We start from the raw sequence: 18,366 nt of genomic DNA on the forward strand, positions 1-18,366 counted from the left end.
CCGAGACCACCCCCCCCGCACTCCGGGGGCGCCCGGAGATCTCCGGGCGCCCCCTTCGTCGTAGGTGGGAGGTCAGCGGGCCTTCGGTCCGCCCTTCGGCAGGCGCATGCCCTTCGGCATCGGCCCCTTGGGCAGCGGCATGTTGCTCATCAGGTCGCCCAGCGCGCGCAGCCGGTCGTTGGTGGCGGTCACCTGCGGACCGGTCAGCACCCGCGGCAGCTTCAGCATGGTGGTGCGGAGCTTCTTCAGTTCGACCTGGCCGTCGCCGGTGCCGACGATCAGGTCGTGCACCGGGACGTCCGCGACGATGCGGTTCATCTTCTTCTTCTCGGCGGCCAGCAGGCTCTTGACCCGGTTCGGGTTGCCCTCGGCCACCAGCACGATGCCGGCCTTGCCGACCGCCCGGTGCACCACGTCCTGGCTGCGGTTCATCGCCACCGCGGGGGTGGTCGTCCAGCCTCGGCCGATGTTGTCCAGCACGGCCGCTGCGGCGCCCGGCTGGCCCTCCATCTGCCCGAAGGCCGCCCGCTCGGCCCGGCGCCCGAACACGATCGCCGTCGCGAGGAAGGCGAGCAGCAGGCCCAGGATGCCGAGATAGATGGGGTGACCGATCAAGAAACCGATCGCGAGGAAGACACCGAAGGTGACGATTCCGACAGCCGCGAGTACAAGACCGATCTTCTTGTCGGCCCTGCGGGTCATCTTGTAGGTCAGAGCGATCTGCTTCAGTCGCCCGGGGTTCGCAGCGTCGTCCGCTGCCGTGTCCTTCCTCGCCATGCCACGAAGTCTACGTGGCTCCTGGAGCGCCTTCGACGGCAGTGCCCCGGCGGTTACCAGGAGCACGCGATCAGGGACGGGCGGCGTACGCCTGCTCCAGGACGCGCTCGGCCTCCACCCGGTCCTTGGCGCGGCGGCGGTCCTCCAGCACGGAGTTCCAGGCGTTGCGCCGGGCGGTGCGCTGGCCGCTGCTCATGAGCAGGGACTCGACCGCACGGAGGGCGTCGGTGAAGGACGGAATCGCGGTGGCCCGTACGGGCGCGGCCTGCATCGTGGGATCCCCCTTGTAAGGCCCGAGGCGTGGATGCACAGGGTGTGAAACCAGGGTCACTGATTGGTGTTACCAGGGCGTGACCGACCGGTCAAACGCCAATGAAGCCTCGATACCGGCGGATTACCGGGGGATGGGAGGGCCCGGAACGACGCCGCGGCCCCGACCGGGGTCCTCATCTGCGAGGACGGTCGGGGCCGCGGCGGATCCGGCGCTACTGGCCAGTAAAGAGCTTGTGCGCCGATTCACACGGTCGGCGGTCACACAGTCGTACCTCAGACCGCCTGGGCGGCGATGTACTCTCCGCGCTTCTCGACGGCCATCTGGTAGAGCCGTCCGGCGCGGTACGAGGACCGCACCAGCGGGCCGGACATCACACCGGAGAAGCCGATCTGCTCGGCCTCGTCCTTCAGCTCGACGAACTCCTGCGGCTTGACCCAGCGCTCCACCGGGTGGTGGCGCACGGACGGGCGCAGGTACTGGGTGATGGTGATCAGCTCGCAGCCGGCCTCGTGCAGCTGCTTCAGCGCCTCGCTGACCTCCTCACGGGTCTCGCCCATGCCGAGGATCAGGTTCGACTTGGTCACCAGGCCGAAGTCGCGGGCCTCGGTGATCACCTTCAGCGAGCGCTCGTAGCGGAAGCCGGGGCGGATCCGCTTGAAGATCCGCGGGACCGTCTCGACGTTGTGCGCGAAGACCTCGGGGCGGGAGTCGAAGACCTCCCGCAGCAGCTCCGGGACGGCGTTGAAGTCGGGGGCCAGCAGCTCGACCTTGGTGCGGCCGGCCTCGCGGCCGGCGGTCTGCTGGTGGATCTGGCGCACGGTCTCGGCGTACAGCCAGGCGCCGCCGTCCTCCAGGTCGTCGCGGGCGACGCCGGTGATGGTGGCGTAGTTCAGGTCCATGGTGACCACGGACTCGCCCACGCGGCGCGGCTCGTCGCGGTCCAGGGCCTCGGGCTTGCCGGTGTCGATCTGGCAGAAGTCGCAGCGCCGGGTGCACTGGTCGCCGCCGATGAGGAAGGTGGCCTCGCGGTCCTCCCAGCATTCGTAGATGTTGGGGCAGCCGGCTTCCTGGCAGACGGTGTGCAGGCCCTCGCCCTTCACCAGGTTCTGCATCTTCGTGTACTCGGGGCCCATTTTCGCCCGGGTCTTGATCCACTCGGGCTTGCGCTCGATGGGGGTCTGGCTGTTGCGGACCTCCAGGCGCAGCATCTTGCGTCCGTCGGGTGCGACTGCGGACACGACCGGCTCCCTAGCGATTGATTCTTCGGCGTCCTCAAGGGTACGCCCGTGGTTTTGAATGCCCGGTGCCGCGTCAGGCCGCCGGCGCCTTCTCGACGGCCCGGGGCCTGAGGTCCGCGTTCTCCAGTACGTCCTTCAGGTGGCGCTCGGCCACCGGCAGCACCTCGGCGATGGTGACCTCGCGGCCGAGTTCGTACGACAGTGAGGTCACGCCCGCGTCGCGGATGCCGCAGGGAATGATCTTGTCGAAGTTGGAGGTGTCCGGGTTCACGTTCAGGGCGAAGCCGTGCATCGTGACGCCCTTGGCGACGCGGATGCCCATGGCGCAGATCTTGCGGTCCTCGCGGCGCTGGCCGGCGTTGGACGGCGCGTACTCGGGGCCGTTGAGGCGCGGGTCGAACTCCGGGTCGGTGCTGCGCGGATCGAAGTCGAGGGTGAGCCCGCCGAGGGCGGGGCGCTCCTCGACCGGGTCGCCCAGCACCCAGACGCCGGCCCGGCCCTCGACGCGCGAGGTCTCGACACCGAACTCGGCGCACACCCGGATCATCGCCTCCTCCAGGCGGCGCAGATGGGCCACGACGTCGACCGGGCGGGGCAGCTTCTGGATCGGGTAGCCGACGAGCTGGCCGGGACCGTGCCAGGTGATCTTGCCGCCGCGGTCCACGTCGATCACGGGCGTCCCGTCGAGCGGGCGCTCCTCGGGTGCGGTGCGGCGGCCGGCGGTGTAGACCGGCGGGTGCTCCAGGAGGAGGCAGGTGTCCGGCGTCTCGTCCGCGAAACGGGCGGCGTGCACGCGACGCTGTTCGTCCCAGGCGACCTGGTAGTCGACCATGTCCGGACCGAACCCCATACGGACGAACCGCAGCTCACTCACGGCAAGCGCCTCCTCGAAGTCGTAAGGCACGAAACGCACCCACGCCACTGTACGACTCCGTGCGGCGCGTCAGCCTCTGGGGCAATCCTCACACGATCGGATGAATGAACGTCGAAGTGTGCGATGGGGCGCTTACTCTCCGCTACATTCGCGCCGTTCACGAGGCCATAAGGGCTGCTCACAGGCAGTCCGGGCACTTCAGAGGCCCGGAGGCAGGAGATCGCACCGCAGATGACGGAACGACCCGCGCAGCGCACCCCCAACCGCCAGCTCGCCGCGCTCATCGCAGAAGCGGGGTTCTCCAACGCAGGTCTGGCCCGTCGAGTGGATCAGCTCGGTCTGGAGCACGGGCTCGATCTCAGATACGACAAGACATCGGTCACCCGCTGGCTGCGCGGACAGCAGCCCCGCGGCACCACTCCCGCGCTGATCGCCGAGGTGTTCACCCGCCGCCTCGGCCGCCGGCTCACCGCTCAGGACCTCGGCCTGGACGCCTGCGCCCCCGTCTACGCGGGACTGGAGTTCGCGGCCGGACCCGAGGAGGCCGTCGACATCGTCAGCGGCCTGTGGCGCAAGGACTCCGGCAGCCATGCCGAACTGCGCAAGATCGCCTTCACCCCGGCCGGGCTCGTGGTGCCCAGCCGGGACTGGCTGATCGGCCGCTCCGACGAGAAGGTCGCCCGCGGCACCGACACCCCCCGCGTGCCCAGCCAGGGCCGCCCCGCGGTGCCCCGGCAGCGCGGCGTCGACCGCGGCCCCGGGCACCGGGTCACCGGCGGCGACATCGCCGCCCTGCGCTCGGTCGGAGACCTGTTCCGCACCCTCGACGACGCCTACGGCGGCGGCCACGCCCGGCAGGCGCTGGTGCGCTACCTGGAGCACGAGTGCGAGCCGATGCTGCGCGGCACCTACGGCGAGCAGACCGGCCGTCGGCTGTTCGCCGCCGCCGCCGACCTCACCCGGCTGGCCGGCTGGACGTCGTACGACATCGCCGCGCACGGTCTCGCCCAGCGGTACTTCGTCCAGGCGCTGCGGCTGTCGCAGGCGGCCGGGGACCGGGCGTACGGCTCGTACGTGCTGGTCACCATGAGCCGGCAGGCCGTCTACCTCGGGCACGGGCGGGAGGCCGTGCAGCTGGCGCGGGTGGCCCAGCAGGGGGTCGGCGGCTCGGCGCCGCCGGTCGTGCAGGCGCTGCTGCACGCCGCGGAGGCGCGCGGGCACGGCGTGCTGGGCGAGGTACGGGCCTGCACCGCCTCCCTGGTCCGCGCCGAGCGCGCGCTGGAGGCGGCCCGGCCCGGGGACGAGCTGCCGCACTGGGCGCGCAGCTTCGACGAGGCGCAGCTCGCCGACGAGTTCGGCCACTGCCACCGCGACCTCCAGCAGTTCCGCGCCGCCGCCCAGCACGCCGAGCGCTCCCTCCAGCTGCGGGCCCCCTCCTACGCCCGCAGCCGGCTGTTCTGCCGGATCGTCCTAGCCACCGCCCGCCTCGGCCTCGGCGAACTCGACCAGGCCTGCACCCTGGCCGCCGAGGCGGCCGGGCAGGCGGCGGAGATGCGGTCGGTCCGGGCGGTGGAGTACGTCAAGGACTTCGAGCGCCGGCTGGAGCCGTACAAGGACGCGGCACCCGTGCGGTCCTACCGCGACCGGGTCGCGGCCCTGGGCTGAGCGCGGGAGCCCGCCCAGGGCCTGTCCGACACTTCACCTCTGCCGCGCGACGCCATGCACGCACTCCCGCCGCACCGGCCCCGGACCCGAGTACGTCCCGTACGAGGGCCTGGGGCCGGCACGCCGAGAGCACGCACCTGACGCCGCAGGCCCGCCCTCCGGGCGGACGAAGGGACTGTGCGGACACGACCTAGGCCGCGCGGGCCGTGGGCGCCGGGTCCGCCGTGTGCATCGACCCGGCCGCCCCCAGGTCCGCCAGGATCGCCGCCGAGGCGCGGTGCCCCGAGTGCAGCGCGCCCTGGACGGTGCTGGTGTCGCGGTGGTCGCCGCACACGTACAGCCCGGCCAGCAGCCGCACCGGCCGCCGCAGATCGTGCGGCGGCCGCATCGCGGGCACCGCCTCGGCGGTGTGGTGCACCGCCAGCGTCTCCCAGCGCGCCGTCGGCGCGCCGTACAGCCGGGCCAGGTGCCGGCGTACGGCGGTGTCGACGTCGGCGGGCGGCGTGCCGAGCACGGTCGAGGAGATCAGTGCCCGGCCGGCCGGTGCCCGGCTCGGGTCGACCGCGCTGATCACGGCCGTGTGTGCCACCGGTCCGCCCCGGTCGGCGTCCAGCAGCAGCGCCGCGCCGGTGGCCGGCGGCTCGTCGGTGGTGTGGTGGACGACGGTCACCGGATGGAAGTCCGGCACCCTGAGCCCCGGCAGCAGCTCGGCCGCGCTGCGCGCGTCGGTGGCCAGCAGCACCGCCCGGCAGCGGAACTCCCCGTGCTCGGCGGTGGTCACCGAGGTGGTGGAGACCGAGGTGACCCGCACCCCGGTGTGCACGCTGCCCGGCGGCAGCCCGCGCGCCAGCAGCTCCGGCAGCACCTCGGCCCCGCCTTCCGGCACGGCCGTCCGCCCGGCGGCGAAGGCCCGCAGCGCGAGGTCCGCGCACCGGCTGGACGTGGTCAGCTCCGGATCGCACAGCAACGCGGCCAGCAGCGGCCGCAGAAAGCCGTCGACGGTACGGGAGGGCAGTCCCCGGGCGGCCAGCGCCTGCCCCGCCGGCAGCTCCGGCCGGGCCAGCAGCCGCGTCGGCGGGGTGCCCGCGAGCCGGGCCAGCGCGCTGCCCAGCCGGGCCTGGTCGACGGCACCGCCCAGCGGGGCCGTCGACCGGTTCCGGGGTGGCGGCACCACGCTCCCCCGACCGCGGACGGGCGTCGCCCTGGGGGCGCTTGCCAGGGCGCGTACGGCATTGAGTGCGCCCCTCGCGCTCCGTCCGGCGACCGGGGCCCCCGCGCGGTGCCGGCGGCCGTCGCTGTGCAGCAGCACGCCCGGGGCGAACAGCCGCAGCGACAGCGCCTCGAGGCCGGGGGTCAGCCGTAGTTCCGGATACGACGTGAACAGCAGCTGTCCGACACGGTCGAGCCGGAAGCCGTCGATCTTGTCCGTGGACATCCGCCCGCCCACACACGGGCCGGCCTCCAGGACCACGGTCGTCACTCCTGCATGGGTCAAACGAAGTGCCGCGGAGAGACCGGCGACCCCGGCCCCCACCACGACGACATCGGCCTGAAACGCGGGCTGAAGCACGTGCCCCTCCTAGAGGTTGCGCGGCCGGTGGAGAGGTCATGCCCTCAACCGGCTCCAGGGATACCCGAGTTCGGGTCGAGGTTAGGGCGGGGCTCGGTCAAGGACAGTCGCGCATCGACAGGGCACGGTCGCACGGTGGTCGCATACGGTCGCCCGGCCCGCACTCACCTCGCCGCGCGGATCGCCGCCTCGATCGTCGGGAACGCGAACCGGAACCCGGACTCCGACAACCGCTTCGGCAGCACCCGCTGACTGCCCAGCACATCCCCGGCCATCTCGCCCAGCACCGCCCGCAGCACCGGCGCCGGCACCGCGAACACGGCCGGCCGGCGCAGCACCCGGCCCATCGCCTCCGTCACCTCACGGTTCGTCACCGGCTCCGGGGCCGTCAGGTTGAACGGACCGGACAGGTCCGCGCGGTCCAGCAGATGCCGCAGCGCGGCCACCTCGTCGTGCAGCGCGATGAACGACCAGTACTGCCGGCCGCCGCCCAGCGGTCCGCCCAGCCCGGCCCGGAACAGCGGGAACAGCCGCCCCCACGCGCCGCCCTCGCGGGCCACCACCAGACCGGTCCGGGCGAACACCGTCCGCACGCCCGCCTCCCGCGCCGGCGCGGCGGCCTGCTCCCACTCCACGCACACCTCCGGCAGGAAGCCCGTGCCCGGCGGGCTGTCCTCGTCGACCGGCCGGCTCCCGGTGTCGCCGTAGATGCCGATCGCGCTGCCGTTGAGGAAGACCCGCGGCGGCCGGTCCAGCATCGCCACCGCCCGGGCCAGGGCCGCCGTGCCGTCCACCCGGCTGGAGCGGATGCGCGCCTTGTACGCGTCCGTCCAGCGGCGGTCACCGATCGCCGCGCCCGCCAGGTTCACCACGGCGTCGCACCCGGCGAGCACGGCCGGATCCACCTGCCGCCGCTCCGGCTCCCACCGCGCCTCGTCGGCGGACCGGGGCGGACGGCGCACCAGCCGCACCACCTCGTGTCCGTCCGAGAGCAAGGAGCGCACCAGAGCGTCACCGATGAGACCGGACGCGCCGGCCACCGCGATTCGGGAAGGTTCCATGCGCCCATCCTGCCGGGAGCGCCCCGGAAAACCGCGGACGGGCACCCGTACCGCCGCCGTACAGTGACGCTCATGCCGGTTCCGTACATACGCCACGCCACCTTCGCCGACGAGGAGCCGCTGGCCCGGCTCGACCGGGACGTCTGGTCCCCCGTGCACGCCGTCCAGCCCCGGCCCGAGCCGCCCCATCCGCCCTTCTTCAGCGAGCGGTGCGGGCCGCGCGACCACCTAGTCGCCGAACTCGACGGCGCCGTCGTCGGCTACATCCGGCTGGGCCTGCCCACACCGCTGGCGTGCAACGCGCACGTCCGCCAGATCCAGGGGCTGGCCGTCGCCGACGCGGCGCGCGGCGCGGGCGTCGGCCGGGCGCTGCTGCGGGCCGCGCAGGACGAGGCGCGCCGGCTCGGCGCCCGCCGCGTCACCCTGCGCGTCCTCGGCCACAACACCCCCGCCCGCAAGCTGTACGAGTCGGAGGGGTTCGTGGTGGAGGGTGTCCTGCCGGAGGAGTTCCTGCTGGACGGGGCGTACGTGGACGACGTACTGATGGGCCGCTCCCTGTGAACGGCGGCCCGAGCGGCCAGAACGGCCCGAGCGGCCCGAGCGGCCTGTACGCCCTGTGCGGTCCGAGCGGCCGTGGTGGTGCCGCCGTTACGAGGTGATCAGCTCGCCCGTGTCCACCGGGGCCGTCGCCCGCGCCGCCCGCTCCGCGTCGGCGGCGACCTCGGCCGCCGTCAGCACATAGCCGGTCTCGGGGTCGGAGGTGGAGCGGGCGAACACCACCCCGAACACCCGGCCCTCGGTGGTCAGCAGCGGGCCGCCGGAGTTGCCTGGCCGGACGTTCGAGCGGATCGAGTAGATCTCCCGGGTCACGGCCCCTTCGCTGTAGATGTCCCGCCCCGTCGCCCGCACCCGGTTCGCCACCGTCGCCGCCTGGAGGTCCAGCCCGCCGTCCTGCGGATAACCGGCGACCACCGCCCCGTCGCCGCGCGCCGCGTCGTCGTCGAAGCGCAGCACCGGGGCGCGCAGACCTGGCACGTACAGCACGGCCACGTCCTTGTCCGGGTCGAACAGCACCACCCGGGCCTCGAACGCCGGCCCGACCCCGCCGACCCGCACGGTCGGCTCGTCGATGCCCGCCACCACATGCGCGTTGGTCATCACCCGCTCCGCCGCGTACACGAACCCGCTGCCCTCGCGGCCCTGGGTGCCGGAGACGCCCTCCACCTTCACCGTGCCGCGCCGGGCGGCGGCGGTGGCCCGCTCCGTGACGTCGTCCCCGGAGGGTTCGGCGACCTCGGCCGTCGACTCGCTCTCGAACGGGTTGAAGACCTGCGGGAAGCCCGCCTCGGCGAGCGCCGAGGTGGCCCGCGAGAACCAGGCCGGAGTGGTGTCCGGCATCGCCTGCTGCACCGCCCCGAGCACCCGCGAGTCGCGGATCGCCGACGACAGCAGCGTGGACGAGGACGCCGCCAGCACGCTCGCCGCGACCCACGCCACGATCAGCACGGCCACCGTGTTCGCCACCGCCCCGCCGACCCCGTCGGCCACCCGGAGCGGCCCCCGCTCCAGCTCCCGCCGCAGCCGCAGGCCCAGCCGCCCCGCCAGCTCATGGGCCACCGCCGCCGGCACCAGCACGGTGAGCACCGCCGTCACCGTGGCCGCCGTGCCGCCCGGTGCCACCAGGTCCGTCGTCCACGGCAGCAGCCACACCCCGATCGCCGCGCCGCCCACGAACCCGGCCAGCGAGACACAGCCGGCCACCAGTCCGCGCCGGTATCCGGAGCCGGCGTAGACGAGGATCGCCAGCGCCAGCAGGAGGTCGAGCAGGTCCACGTCGGCCGCCTTTCTCTCGGACCCCTGATACGTGGGGGACGGGCCCGGTGATCAGCCACGCGCGCTTTGCCCCGGAACGGGCGGCCCCGCGTGCGTGTACCCCGGAAAACGCCGCGGACCGGGACGATGGTTCCACCGGGTGGCACAGCACACATCGCGGGCGGAGCGGATCGCCCCGACAGTGGGAACCATGCGTGTCTTGCGAAGACGTGTCGGGCGCGGATCCCCCAGGACACGGGGAGCACGACGGCGGGCGGTACGTCTGCCCGGACCGGCCCTGACGGCGCTGCGGGCGCTCCCCGGCGTCACCGCCGCGGTGGTGCTGGCACTGTGCGCGAGCGGTGTCGAGGATGTCGTCGCGAGCCGCGCCGGCGGTTCCGCCGCGCACCGCCCGAGCGCCGCGCACACCGCGCCCCGGCCCGCCATCCTGCCCCGCTCCGCGTGGCTGGAGGCCGGCAGCACCGCACCCGCCCGGCAGCCGCCCGCCCGCTACGACGACAAGGTCGTCGCGGTCTTCGTCCACCACACCGACTCGCCCAACGCCTACGACTGCGCCGAGACCCCGCGCATCATCCGCGACCTCTACACCGGCCAGACCGGCGCCCGGCAGTGGGACGACATCGGCTACAACTTCCTCGTCGACCGCTGCGGCACCGTCTACGAGGGCCGCGCGGGCGGCGTCACCCGGGCCGTCACCGGCGCCCACACCCAGGGCTTCAACCACCGCACCGTCGGCATCGCCGCCGTCGGCACCTTCACGGCGGGCGTCGAGGTGCCGCGCGTGATGACCGACGCCATCGCCGCGGTCGCCGCCTGGAAGCTCGGCCTGTCCGGCACCGATCCGCGGGCCCGCGTCCGGCTCGTCTCCTCGAACAGCGGCAGCCGCTACGCCGCCGGCACCCCGGCCGTCCTGCCCGCCGTCGCAGGGCACAACGACGGCTACATGACCAGCTGCCCCGGCGCCGCGCTCTCCGCCCGCCTGCCGGAGATCCGCGCGGCGGCGGCCCGCCTCCAGGGCCGCCCGGGGGAACCACAGCAAGGGCACAGCCCACCCGCAGGGCGTACCGAGGCCGCGGCCCTACCGTCGGATCATCGAGCCGACCTGAGGTGGGGATCATGAACATCAGTCCTACGACCGTCACGCGCGTCCCGGCCGAGCGGGAGCGGGGGAGCGGCTGGGCGGCCGCGGTGCGCAGCCCCTGGACCGTGCTCTGCGCGGTCGCGACGGTCGTCCTGGGACCGGCCGCGGCCACCGCCTCCGCCCTGGACCGGGCCAACGCCGCACCGCCGCACGAGCAGCCGCCGGTGCGCGCGGACCAGGCACGGGCCCACCTGCCGTCGTCCGGCGGCACGGGCGGCGCCACGGACCGCGGCCGTCAGCGGGTCACTCTCTGAACCGGTACCAGAGGCGGGGATAGCGTTCGGAGAGCGCCCGCTCGTCCTCGAAGTCGACCGGGGTGCCCGCCGGTTCCGAGCTCGCCGGCGCGATGCCGAGGTCCGGGGCGACCGTGCCGGTCAGCTGCTCGTAGGCCTCGTCGGCCGCGTAGCCCAGGTCCTCGCCGTCGCCGTCGATCTCCTCGTCGAAGTCGTCCAGGAGGTCGGCGAGCGTGTCCGGGTCGTGCAGGGCGCCCTCGAAGACCTCGCGGCCCTGGCCGATCAGCCAGCAGCGGAAGAAGTCGAAGGCGTCGTCGCTGGCCCCGTCCAGCAGCACCCAGGCGGCGCCCCACAGGTCCCAGCGGTAGGCGCGGTTGTAGCGGGCCTCGAAGTGACGGGCGAAGTCGAGGACGGCCTCCGGGTCGAGCCGGAGCAGCCGCTCCACGAGCAGATCGGCCTGCTCCTCCGGGTCGCCCTCGGCGGCCTCGCGGGTGGTGTCGACCAGCTCCCAGAACTCCGTCTCGTCCATCACCGCTCCAGCATCTGCCCTCCGGCAGGGCGACGCACCCCGGAGTGCGGCGGATTCAGGGGTCCCGGTGCCGGTACAGCTCCGCCAGCCGCCGCGCGTCGGCCGCCAGCCGCTCCCGCAGCGACGCCGGCGACAGCACCTCCGCCTCCGGGCCGAGCGCCGTCAGCTGGGTGTGCGCGACCTCCTCGGACTCCACGCGCAGGGTGACGGTGACCCGTCCCCGCGGGTCGGGCTCGCCCGCGGCCGCCAGGGCGTCCCGGGCGGAGAGCGGATCGACGACGTGCGGCAGCCGGCGCGTCCCCTCCGCGGAGAGCCGGACCACGACCTCGGCGCGCAGCAGTGAGCGCGCGAACCGCTCCGCCTGCTCCTCCCAGAACCCGGGCAGGTCGAACTCCTGGTCCCGGGTGAAGCGGTCCTCGCCGGGCTCCACGGCGGTGAACCGGTCGATGCGGTACGTCCGGAGGACACCCGCGTCGGCGACCCGCGCGCACAGGTACCAGACGCCCGCCTTCAGCACGAGACCGTACGGCTCCAGCCGCCGCTCGACCTGGGTCTCCCCGCGCCGGTACCGGGCGGTCACCCGCCGGTCGTCCCACACCGCGTCCGCCACCGCGGGCAGCAGCTCCGGCGTCCGCGGCTCCCTGAACCAGCCCGGCGCGTCCAGGTGGAACCGCTGCGCCGCCGCGTGCGAGGCGTCCCGCAGCGACGGCAGCAGCGCCGCCGACACCTTCAGCCGGGCCGCCGACGCGGCGTCCTCCAGCCCCATCTCGCGCAGCGCCCCCGGCACCCCGGACAGGAACAGCGCCTCCGCCTCACCGCGGTGCAGCCCGGTCAGCCGGGTCCGGTAGCCGCCGATCAGCCGGTAGCCGCCGGTCCGCCCCCGGTCGGCGTAGACGGGGACGCCCGCCTCCGACAGCGCCTGCGCGTCCCGGGTGACCGTCCGCTCCGACACCTCCAGCTCCCGGGCCAGCTCGGCGGCGGTCATGGAGGGCCGGGACTGGAGCAGCAGCACCATCTTGATCAGCCGGGCAGCGCGCATGCAGCACATCATGCAGGAGGCCCCCGCCGAAGCGGGGGCCTCCTGACGGAACCTGCCTTACAGGCCGTAGCGCACGCGCGCCTCCTTCACGGCGGTCGCCTTGACCTCACCGCGCCGGGCCAGCTGGGCCAGGGCCGCGACGACGATCGACGGGGCGTCCACACCGAAGTGGCGGCGGGCCGCCTCGCGGGTGTCGGAGAGGCCGAAGCCGTCCGCGCCGAGCGAGGACCAGTCCTGCTCGACCCACTGCGCGATCTGGTCCGGGACCTGGCGCATGTAGTCGGAGACCGCCAGCACCGGACCCTCGGCGCCCTGGAGCGCCTGGCGGACGAACGGCACCCGCTCCTCGCCGCGCAGCAGCGCCGCGTCGGCCTCCAGAGCGTCCCGGCGCAGCTCGCTCCAGGAGGTCGCGGACCACACGTCGGCGGCCACGCCCCACTCCTCGGCGAGCAGCTTCTGCGCCTCCAGGGCCCAGTGGATCGCCGTGCCGGAGCTCAGCAGCTGGATGCGCGGCGCGTTCGCGGCGGCCACCTGGACACCGGCGGACTCCGCCGTGTTGAAGCGGTACAGGCCCTTGACGATGCCCTCGTCGATGCCGAGGCCCTGCGGCTTGGCGGGCTGCGGCATCGGCTCGTTGTAGACGGTCAGGTAGTAGAAGACGTTCGGGTCCTCGCCCGGGGCCGCCTCGCCGTACATCCGGCGCAGACCGTCCTTGACGATGACGGCGATCTCGTAGGCGAAGGCCGGGTCGTACGTCAGCGCGGCCGGGTTGGTCGCGGCGATGACGGGGGAGTGGCCGTCGGCGTGCTGGAGGCCCTCGCCGGTCAGCGTGGTGCGGCCGGCGGTGGCGCCCACCAGGAAGCCGCGGCCGAGCTGGTCGCCGAGCTGCCACATCTGGTCGGCCGTGCGCTGCCAGCCGAACATCGAGTAGAAGATGTAGAACGGGATCATCGCCTCGCCGTGCGTCGCGTACGACGTCGAAGCGGCGATGAAGTCGGCCATCGAACCGGCCTCGGTGATCCCCTCGTTGAGGATCTGGCCGTTCTGGGCCTCCTTGTAGTACATCAGCTGGTCGCGGTCGACCGGCTCGTACGTCTGGCCCTTCGGCGAGTAGATGCCGAGGGACGGGAAGAGGCTCTCCATACCGAAGGTGCGGGCCTCGTCCGGGACGATCGGCACCCAGCGCTTGCCGGTCTCCTTGTCGCGGACCAGGTCCTTGACCAGGCGGACGAAGGCCATGGTGGTCGCCACGTTCTGCGAGCCGGAGCCCTTGTCGAAGGAGGCGAAGGCCTTGTCGGCGGGCGCGGGCAGCGGCGCGACCGGGTGGACGCGGCGGGCCGGGGCCGGACCGCCGAGGGCGGCGCGGCGCTCCTGGAGGTAGCGGACCTCGGGGGAGTCGGCGCCCGGGTGGCCGTAGGGGACCACGCCGTCGACGAAGTCGCTGTCCTTGATCGGCAGGTCGAGCAGGTCGCGCATGGTCTTGAACTCGTCCACCGAGAGCTTCTTCATCTGGTGGTTGGCGTTCTTCGACGCGAAGCCCTCACCGAGGGTGTGGCCCTTGACCGTCTGGGCCAGGATCACCGTCGGGGCGCCCTTGTGCGAGACGGCGGCCTTGTACGCGGCGAACACCTTGCGGGACTCGTGGCCGCCGCGCGAGAGGTGGAAGCACTCCAGGATCTTGTCGTCGGAGAGCAGCTTCGCCATCTCGGCGAGCGCCGGGTCCTTGCCGAAGAAGTCCTGGCGGATGTAGGCGGCGTCGCGGGTCTGGTACGTCTGGATCTGCGCGTCGGGCACCTCGCGCAGGCGGCGTACGAGCGCGCCCGTGGTGTCGAGCTGGAACAGCTCGTCCCAGGCGGAGCCCCACAGCGTCTTGATCACGTTCCAGCCGGCGCCGCGGAACTGGGCCTCCAGCTCCTGCACGATCTTGAAGTTGGCGCGGACCGGGCCGTCGAGACGCTGGAGGTTGCAGTTGATGACGAAGGTGAGGTTGTCCAGCTCCTCACGCGCGGCCAGCGCGAGCGCCGCCGTCGACTCCGGCTCGTCCATCTCGCCGTCGCCGAGGAAGGCCCAGACGTGGGAGGCGGAGACGTCCTTGATGCCGCGGTTGGTCAGGTAGCGGTTGAAGCGCGCCTGGTAGATCGCGGAGAGCGGGCCGAGGCCCATGGAGACGGTCGGGAACTCCCACAGCCAGGGCAGGCGGCGCGGGTGCGGGTACGACGGCAGGCCGTCGCCGCCCGACTCGCGGCGGAAGTTGTCGAGGTGGGCCTCGGTGAGGCGGCCGTCGAGGAAGGCGCGGGCGTAGATGCCGGGGGAGGCGTGGCCCTGGATGTAGAGCTGGTCGCCGGAGCCGGCGGCCTCTCCGGAGTCCTTGCCCTTGAAGAAGTGGTTGAAGCCGGTCTCGTAGAGCCAGGCGGCCGAGGCGAAGGTGGCGATGTGGCCGCCGACGCCGTACTTCGAGCCGCGGGTCACCATGGCGGCCGCGTTCCAGCGGTTCCAGGCGGTGATCCGGCTCTCCAGCGCCTCGTCGCCCTCAGCGGCGGGCTCGGCGGCGGTGGGGATGGTGTTGACGTAGTCCGTCTCGAGGAGCTTCGGCAGCGCGATGCCGGCGCCCTCGGCGCGCTCCAGCGTGCGCCGCATCAGGTATGCGGCACGGTGCGGGCCGGCCGCCTTGGCGACCGCGTCCAGTGAGGCCTGCCATTCGGCGGTCTCCTCGGGGTCGCGGTCCGGGAGCTGGTCGAGCTCGCTCGGCTGGATGGCTTTGGGGTCGGTCATGTCGCCGCCTTCCTCAGTCGAAGGGGGTTCCCTCATCTGTAAGGGTTCGGGGGTGCCCTTGGTCTTTGGCAGGACAGGGCTTGAGGCTCCGGTGGGAGCCCGTCGGTGACTGTAACCCCCTGATCGATGATCGATCAAAGGGTTGCCCTGGAAAATCTCTTGATCACGAGAAAGTAGGCACGCGGTGCCTTGGTCCGTGGCACCGGGTGACGCCCCAAAGCCCCGTTCTCGCAGGTCGAGGCGCGTTTGAGCATGGCTTCGCTCCGCTGTACGGGGCCTCTCAGGGGGTGGCACCGGGGTTCGCGGGTGCCGCGTCGGCCGTCCGTGACGGAGCCTTCTCCCGGCCGCCGGGGTGGCGGTGGGACCAGTTCAGGAAGACCCCGCAGGACAGCAGCGACCAGCCGGCCAGCACCAGGAACGGGAACGCGTGCTGGTGGCCGGCGAAGTACACGGCCGTGTGCTGGGCGTTCACCGAGGCGCCGGGCGGCAGCCAGCGGCCGATCGCGCCGAGCGCGGACGGCAGCAGCGGCCAGGACACCGCGCCGCCCGAGGACGGGTTGCCCACCAGCACCATCAGGCCCCAGGTCGGCAGCATCGCCCAGCGGCCGATCAGCGTGTTGAACAGGGTGAAGACCATGCCGCTGGTGAACATCGTCAGCGCCAGGATCAGCCACGACTCCACGAACGGCAGATCCAGCGTGCCGAGCAGCCAGTCCACCGCCGCGGCGATGGCGAAGCCGCCGAGCAGCGCGTAGGCCGCGGTGAACGCGATCCGCTCCAGCGGGTTGAGCGCCCGCGCGTGCACACTCAGCTGGATCGACCCGACGAAGCCGATGATCACGGCCGCCAGCGAGATGTAGAAGATCGCCAGCCCCCGCGGATCGCCCGGCTGGAGCGGCTTGACGTCCCGGACGGTCACCGACACCCCGGTCCGCTCGCCGACCTCCAGCGCCGCCTCGGACAGGACCTCGGCGACCGAGGCGCCGGACGCCGCGGAGACGTCGAGGGTGACCGCCCGGCCGCCGTCGCGCACCTCGAAGACGCCGAAGACCTTCTGCTCCTCCACCGCCGCCAGGGCGTCGGCCGGACTGTCGTAGGCGTGCACCTTCACGGAGGCGTCCAGCGCCTCCTCCATGCCATCGAGGAAGGCCTGGCCCCGCTGCTGCTGGTACGAGCCCACCACCGCCGCCGGGATGGACCGCGGCGTCGGGTTCGCCATGGCGTACGTGTACGACCAGGCGAAGAGGCCCGCCGCCGCGCCGAGGATCAGCACCAGCACCGTCGCCGGCAGGAACGGCGACTCCTTGAAACGGGTCCAGTGCTGCCCGGGGGCGGGCGACCGGTCGCTCTCGCGGGACGGCATGTCGGACATGCCGGTCACATTAGGGCACGGGTGCGGCTCAGGCTCGCGGGGCGCAGCCCAGCACGTGGGACTTGACGATGTCGGCGATACGCGGGTCGCGGCGGCGGAACGCGGCGAGCAGTTCCTCGTGCTCCTCGGCGTACGACTGCTGGACGGTCCCCAGCCAGCGGATGGACAGCGCGGTGAAGACCTCGATGCCCAGGCCCTCCCAGGTGTGCAGCAGCACCGAGTTGCCGGCCGCCCGCACCAGCTCCCGGTGGAAGCCGACGGTGTGCCGCACCTGGGCGGTGCCGTCGGCGTTGCGGTCGGCGTCGTAGAGCGCGGTGACATGCGGTTCGAGCGCCGAGCAGTCCTCGGCCAGCCGCGCCGCCGCCAGCTCCGCGGCGATCGCCTCCAGGCCGGCCCGCACCGGGTAGCTCTCCTCCAGGTCCGCCGCCGTCAGGTTGCGCACCCGCACGCCCTTGTTGGGCGCCGACTCGATCAGCCGCAGCGACTCCAGCTCGCGCAGCGCCTCCCGCACCGGCGTCTGGCTGACCTCCAGCTCGGTGGCGATCCGCCGCTCCACGATCCGCTCGCCCGGCTTCCAGCGCCCGCTGACGATCCCCTCCACGATGTGCTCGCGGATCTGTTCGCGCAGCGAGTGGACGACGGGCGCGGTCATGAGTGCTCCTTAAGCAGGGGCCGCCCATCGGCCCCGGGGGCGTTCGACGTTTAGACAATACGGCCGCGAGCGCGCCGCGGAGCCGCGCACGGGGGCGCTTTCACGCAGGTGAGACGAGGCTTACACGCCCCCCGCCGGCCGAGAGCGACGCCCCTGACAAGGATGCCCCCGCCCGGAAAGCTCCGGACGGGGGCATCCCCTGCGCAGACCCCTGGGGGTTACAGGCCGAGCTCGACCTCGAACTCGCCCGCCTCCAGGATCGCCTTGACCGCGGTCAGGTAACGCGCGGCGTCGGCGCCGTCCACCAGACGGTGGTCGTAGGACAGGGTCAGGTACGTCATGTCGCGGACGCCGATGACCGTGCCCTCCTCCGTCTCGATGACGGCCGGACGCTTCACCGTGGCACCGATGCCGAGGATCGCGACCTGGCCCGGCGGCACGATGATCGTGTCGAAGAGCGCACCGCGCGAACCGGTGTTGGAGATGGTGAAGGTCGCGCCGGACAGCTCGTCCGGGGTGATCTTGTTGGCGCGGACCTTGCCCGCCAGGTCGGCCGTGGCCTTGGCGATACCGGCGATGTTCAGGTCGCCGGCGCCCTTGATGACCGGGGTCATCAGACCCTTCTCGGAGTCCACCGCGATACCGATGTTCTCGGAGTCGAAGTAGGTGATCGTGCCCTCGGCCTCGTTGATCTTGGCGTTGATGACCGGGTGGGCCTTCAGCGCCTGGGCCGCGGCCTTCACGAAGAAGGGCATCGGGGAGAGCTTGACGCCCTCACGCGCGGCGAACGAGTCCTTGGCCTGGGCGCGCAGGCGCATCAGGCGGGTCACGTCGACCTCGACGACCGAGGACAGCTGGGCCTGCTCGTGCAGGGCCTTGACCATGTTGTCGCCGATGACCTTGCGGATGCGCGGCATCTTGACGGTCTGGCCGCGCAGCGGGGAGGCCTCCAGCTTCGGAGCCTTCTTCGCGGCGGGAGCCGGGGCGGCGGCGGCCGGAGCCGGAGCGGCAGCGGCCTTGGCGGCCTCGGCGGCGGCGACGACGTCCTGCTTGCGGATACGGCCACCGACGCCGGTGCCCTTGACGGCACCCAGGTCGACACCGTGCTCGGCGGCGAGCTTGCGCACCAGCGGGGTCACGTACGCACCCTCGTCGGTGGCCTGCGCGGCGGCCGGAGCGGCCGGGGCCGGGGTGACCGGAGCCGGGGCCGGAGCGGCCGGGGCGGGCGCCGGGGCCGCGGGCGGACCGGACCGGCGTCACCCTGCCCTCCGGCATCGATGTCGCCCTGGGCCGCTTCGGCAAGGGCAAGGCGCTGGACGCGGCGGTCGGAGCGATG

The 18,366-nt window shown here is 73.0% G+C and carries 16 protein-coding genes and 1 pseudogene; 4 read left to right on the forward strand and 13 right to left on the reverse strand.

The genetic code is table 11. From position 1 onward, the window contains the following. Positions 1-72: 72 nt before the first annotated feature. The 4 genes from ABT232_RS37710 to lipB all read right to left on the reverse strand — a co-directional run bounded on the left by ABT232_RS37710 (position 73) and on the right by lipB (position 3,163). The gene (locus tag ABT232_RS37710) at positions 73-777 is read right to left on the reverse strand and encodes a DUF4191 domain-containing protein (RefSeq protein ID WP_351849145.1); all 705 of its coding nucleotides are present in this window, start codon (positions 775-777) and stop codon (positions 73-75) included. A gap of 70 nt (positions 778-847) precedes the next feature. Next, the gene (locus tag ABT232_RS37715; RefSeq protein WP_351849147.1) at positions 848-1,048 is read right to left on the reverse strand and encodes an SCO2195 family GlnR-regulated protein; all 201 of its coding nucleotides are present in this window, start codon (positions 1,046-1,048) and stop codon (positions 848-850) included. A 275-nt stretch (positions 1,049-1,323) separates the two neighbouring features. After that, positions 1,324-2,289, reverse strand: coding sequence for a lipoyl synthase (gene lipA, locus ABT232_RS37720; protein WP_351849149.1), 966 nt, complete (start codon positions 2,287-2,289; stop codon positions 1,324-1,326). Between the two features lie 73 nt (positions 2,290-2,362). After that, positions 2,363-3,163 (reverse strand): lipoyl(octanoyl) transferase LipB, encoded by an 801-nt coding sequence (gene lipB / locus ABT232_RS37725; RefSeq protein WP_351849180.1) that lies wholly within the window; start codon positions 3,161-3,163, stop codon positions 2,363-2,365. 231 nt (positions 3,164-3,394) lie between these two features. Here lipB and ABT232_RS37730 point away from each other — a divergent pair, with 231 nt between their 5' ends. Further along, complete coding sequence (locus tag ABT232_RS37730; RefSeq protein ID WP_351849151.1) at positions 3,395-4,828, forward strand: NsdA family TPR-like regulatory protein; 1,434 nt, start codon at positions 3,395-3,397, stop codon at positions 4,826-4,828. 190 nt (positions 4,829-5,018) lie between these two features. Here the strand turns inward: ABT232_RS37730 and ABT232_RS37735 are convergent, their stop codons facing one another. Both ABT232_RS37735 and ABT232_RS37740 read right to left on the reverse strand, forming a co-directional pair. Next, positions 5,019-6,398 (reverse strand): NAD(P)/FAD-dependent oxidoreductase, encoded by a 1,380-nt coding sequence (locus ABT232_RS37735; RefSeq protein WP_351849154.1) that lies wholly within the window; start codon positions 6,396-6,398, stop codon positions 5,019-5,021. A gap of 164 nt (positions 6,399-6,562) precedes the next feature. After that, on the reverse strand, positions 6,563-7,459 hold the full coding sequence (locus tag ABT232_RS37740) for a TIGR01777 family oxidoreductase (RefSeq protein ID WP_351849157.1): 897 nt from the start codon (positions 7,457-7,459) through the stop codon (positions 6,563-6,565). Between the two features lie 63 nt (positions 7,460-7,522). Here ABT232_RS37740 and ABT232_RS37745 point away from each other — a divergent pair, with 63 nt between their 5' ends. Further along, on the forward strand, positions 7,523-8,020 hold the full coding sequence (locus ABT232_RS37745) for a GNAT family N-acetyltransferase (RefSeq protein ID WP_450872106.1): 498 nt from the start codon (positions 7,523-7,525) through the stop codon (positions 8,018-8,020). Between the two features lie 87 nt (positions 8,021-8,107). Here the strand turns inward: ABT232_RS37745 and ABT232_RS37750 are convergent, their stop codons facing one another. Continuing rightward, a complete protein-coding gene (locus ABT232_RS37750) occupies positions 8,108-9,292 on the reverse strand; it encodes a MarP family serine protease (RefSeq protein ID WP_351849163.1) in 1,185 nt (394 codons plus the stop codon). A 190-nt stretch (positions 9,293-9,482) separates the two neighbouring features. Between ABT232_RS37750 and ABT232_RS37755 the strand changes: the two genes are divergently transcribed. Continuing rightward, positions 9,483-10,412, forward strand: a complete 930-nt coding sequence (locus ABT232_RS37755) for a peptidoglycan recognition protein family protein (protein WP_450872105.1) — start codon at positions 9,483-9,485, stop codon at positions 10,410-10,412. After that, the gene (locus ABT232_RS37760) at positions 10,409-10,687 is read left to right on the forward strand and encodes a hypothetical protein (RefSeq protein ID WP_351849165.1); all 279 of its coding nucleotides are present in this window, start codon (positions 10,409-10,411) and stop codon (positions 10,685-10,687) included. Before ABT232_RS37755 ends, ABT232_RS37760 begins: the two co-directional genes overlap by 4 nt. Here ABT232_RS37760 and ABT232_RS37765 read toward each other — a convergent pair. The 6 genes and pseudogenes from ABT232_RS37765 to sucB all read right to left on the reverse strand — a co-directional run. Continuing rightward, entirely contained in the window at positions 10,677-11,195 is a 519-nt protein-coding gene (locus ABT232_RS37765; RefSeq protein WP_351849168.1) for a DUF4240 domain-containing protein, read from the reverse strand. The two genes, ABT232_RS37760 and ABT232_RS37765, sit on opposite strands and share 11 nt — an antisense overlap. 55 nt (positions 11,196-11,250) lie before the next feature. Beyond that, positions 11,251-12,234, reverse strand: coding sequence for a helix-turn-helix transcriptional regulator (locus ABT232_RS37770; protein WP_351849171.1), 984 nt, complete (start codon positions 12,232-12,234; stop codon positions 11,251-11,253). A 57-nt stretch (positions 12,235-12,291) separates the two neighbouring features. Next, positions 12,292-15,006 carry a pyruvate dehydrogenase (acetyl-transferring), homodimeric type gene (gene aceE, locus ABT232_RS37775; RefSeq protein ID WP_351849174.1) on the reverse strand — a complete coding sequence of 905 codons (2,715 nt, stop codon included), beginning with the start codon at positions 15,004-15,006 and terminating at the stop codon, positions 12,292-12,294. Positions 15,007-15,286: 280 nt separating this feature from the next. After that, positions 15,287-16,378: an ABC transporter permease gene (locus ABT232_RS37780; protein WP_450872104.1), complete on the reverse strand. Its 1,092-nt coding sequence runs from the start codon at positions 16,376-16,378 to the stop codon at positions 15,287-15,289. 28 nt (positions 16,379-16,406) lie between these two features. Further along, positions 16,407-17,030, reverse strand: a complete 624-nt coding sequence (locus ABT232_RS37785; RefSeq protein ID WP_351849177.1) for a GntR family transcriptional regulator — start codon at positions 17,028-17,030, stop codon at positions 16,407-16,409. A gap of 218 nt (positions 17,031-17,248) precedes the next feature. Further along, positions 17,249-18,366, reverse strand: a pseudogene (sucB, locus tag ABT232_RS37790) (2-oxoglutarate dehydrogenase, E2 component, dihydrolipoamide succinyltransferase); the annotation flags it as partial.

Source organism: Streptomyces sp. NPDC001532 (assembly GCF_040298625.1).
GTDB lineage: Bacteria > Actinomycetota > Actinomycetes > Streptomycetales > Streptomycetaceae > Streptomyces.

Excerpts from the sequence above, each read along its gene's own strand:
- ABT232_RS37755 (WP_450872105.1), top strand. The coding sequence starts at position 9,483 with ATGCGTGTCTTGCGAAGACGTGTCGGGCGCGGATCCCCCAGGACACGG.
- ABT232_RS37740 (WP_351849157.1), bottom strand. The coding sequence starts at position 7,459 with ATGGAACCTTCCCGAATCGCGGTGGCCGGCGCGTCCGGTCTCATCGGT.
- ABT232_RS37770 (WP_351849171.1), bottom strand. The coding sequence starts at position 12,234 with ATGCGCGCTGCCCGGCTGATCAAGATGGTGCTGCTGCTCCAGTCCCGG.
- ABT232_RS37730 (WP_351849151.1), top strand. The coding sequence starts at position 3,395 with ATGACGGAACGACCCGCGCAGCGCACCCCCAACCGCCAGCTCGCCGCG.
- aceE (WP_351849174.1), bottom strand. The coding sequence starts at position 15,006 with ATGACCGACCCCAAAGCCATCCAGCCGAGCGAGCTCGACCAGCTCCCG.
- ABT232_RS37780 (WP_450872104.1), bottom strand. The coding sequence starts at position 16,378 with ATGTCCGACATGCCGTCCCGCGAGAGCGACCGGTCGCCCGCCCCCGGG.
- ABT232_RS37710 (WP_351849145.1), bottom strand. The coding sequence starts at position 777 with ATGGCGAGGAAGGACACGGCAGCGGACGACGCTGCGAACCCCGGGCGA.
- ABT232_RS37760 (WP_351849165.1), top strand. The coding sequence starts at position 10,409 with ATGAACATCAGTCCTACGACCGTCACGCGCGTCCCGGCCGAGCGGGAG.
- ABT232_RS37715 (WP_351849147.1), bottom strand. The coding sequence starts at position 1,048 with ATGCAGGCCGCGCCCGTACGGGCCACCGCGATTCCGTCCTTCACCGAC.
- ABT232_RS37765 (WP_351849168.1), bottom strand. The coding sequence starts at position 11,195 with ATGGACGAGACGGAGTTCTGGGAGCTGGTCGACACCACCCGCGAGGCC.
- ABT232_RS37785 (WP_351849177.1), bottom strand. The coding sequence starts at position 17,030 with ATGACCGCGCCCGTCGTCCACTCGCTGCGCGAACAGATCCGCGAGCAC.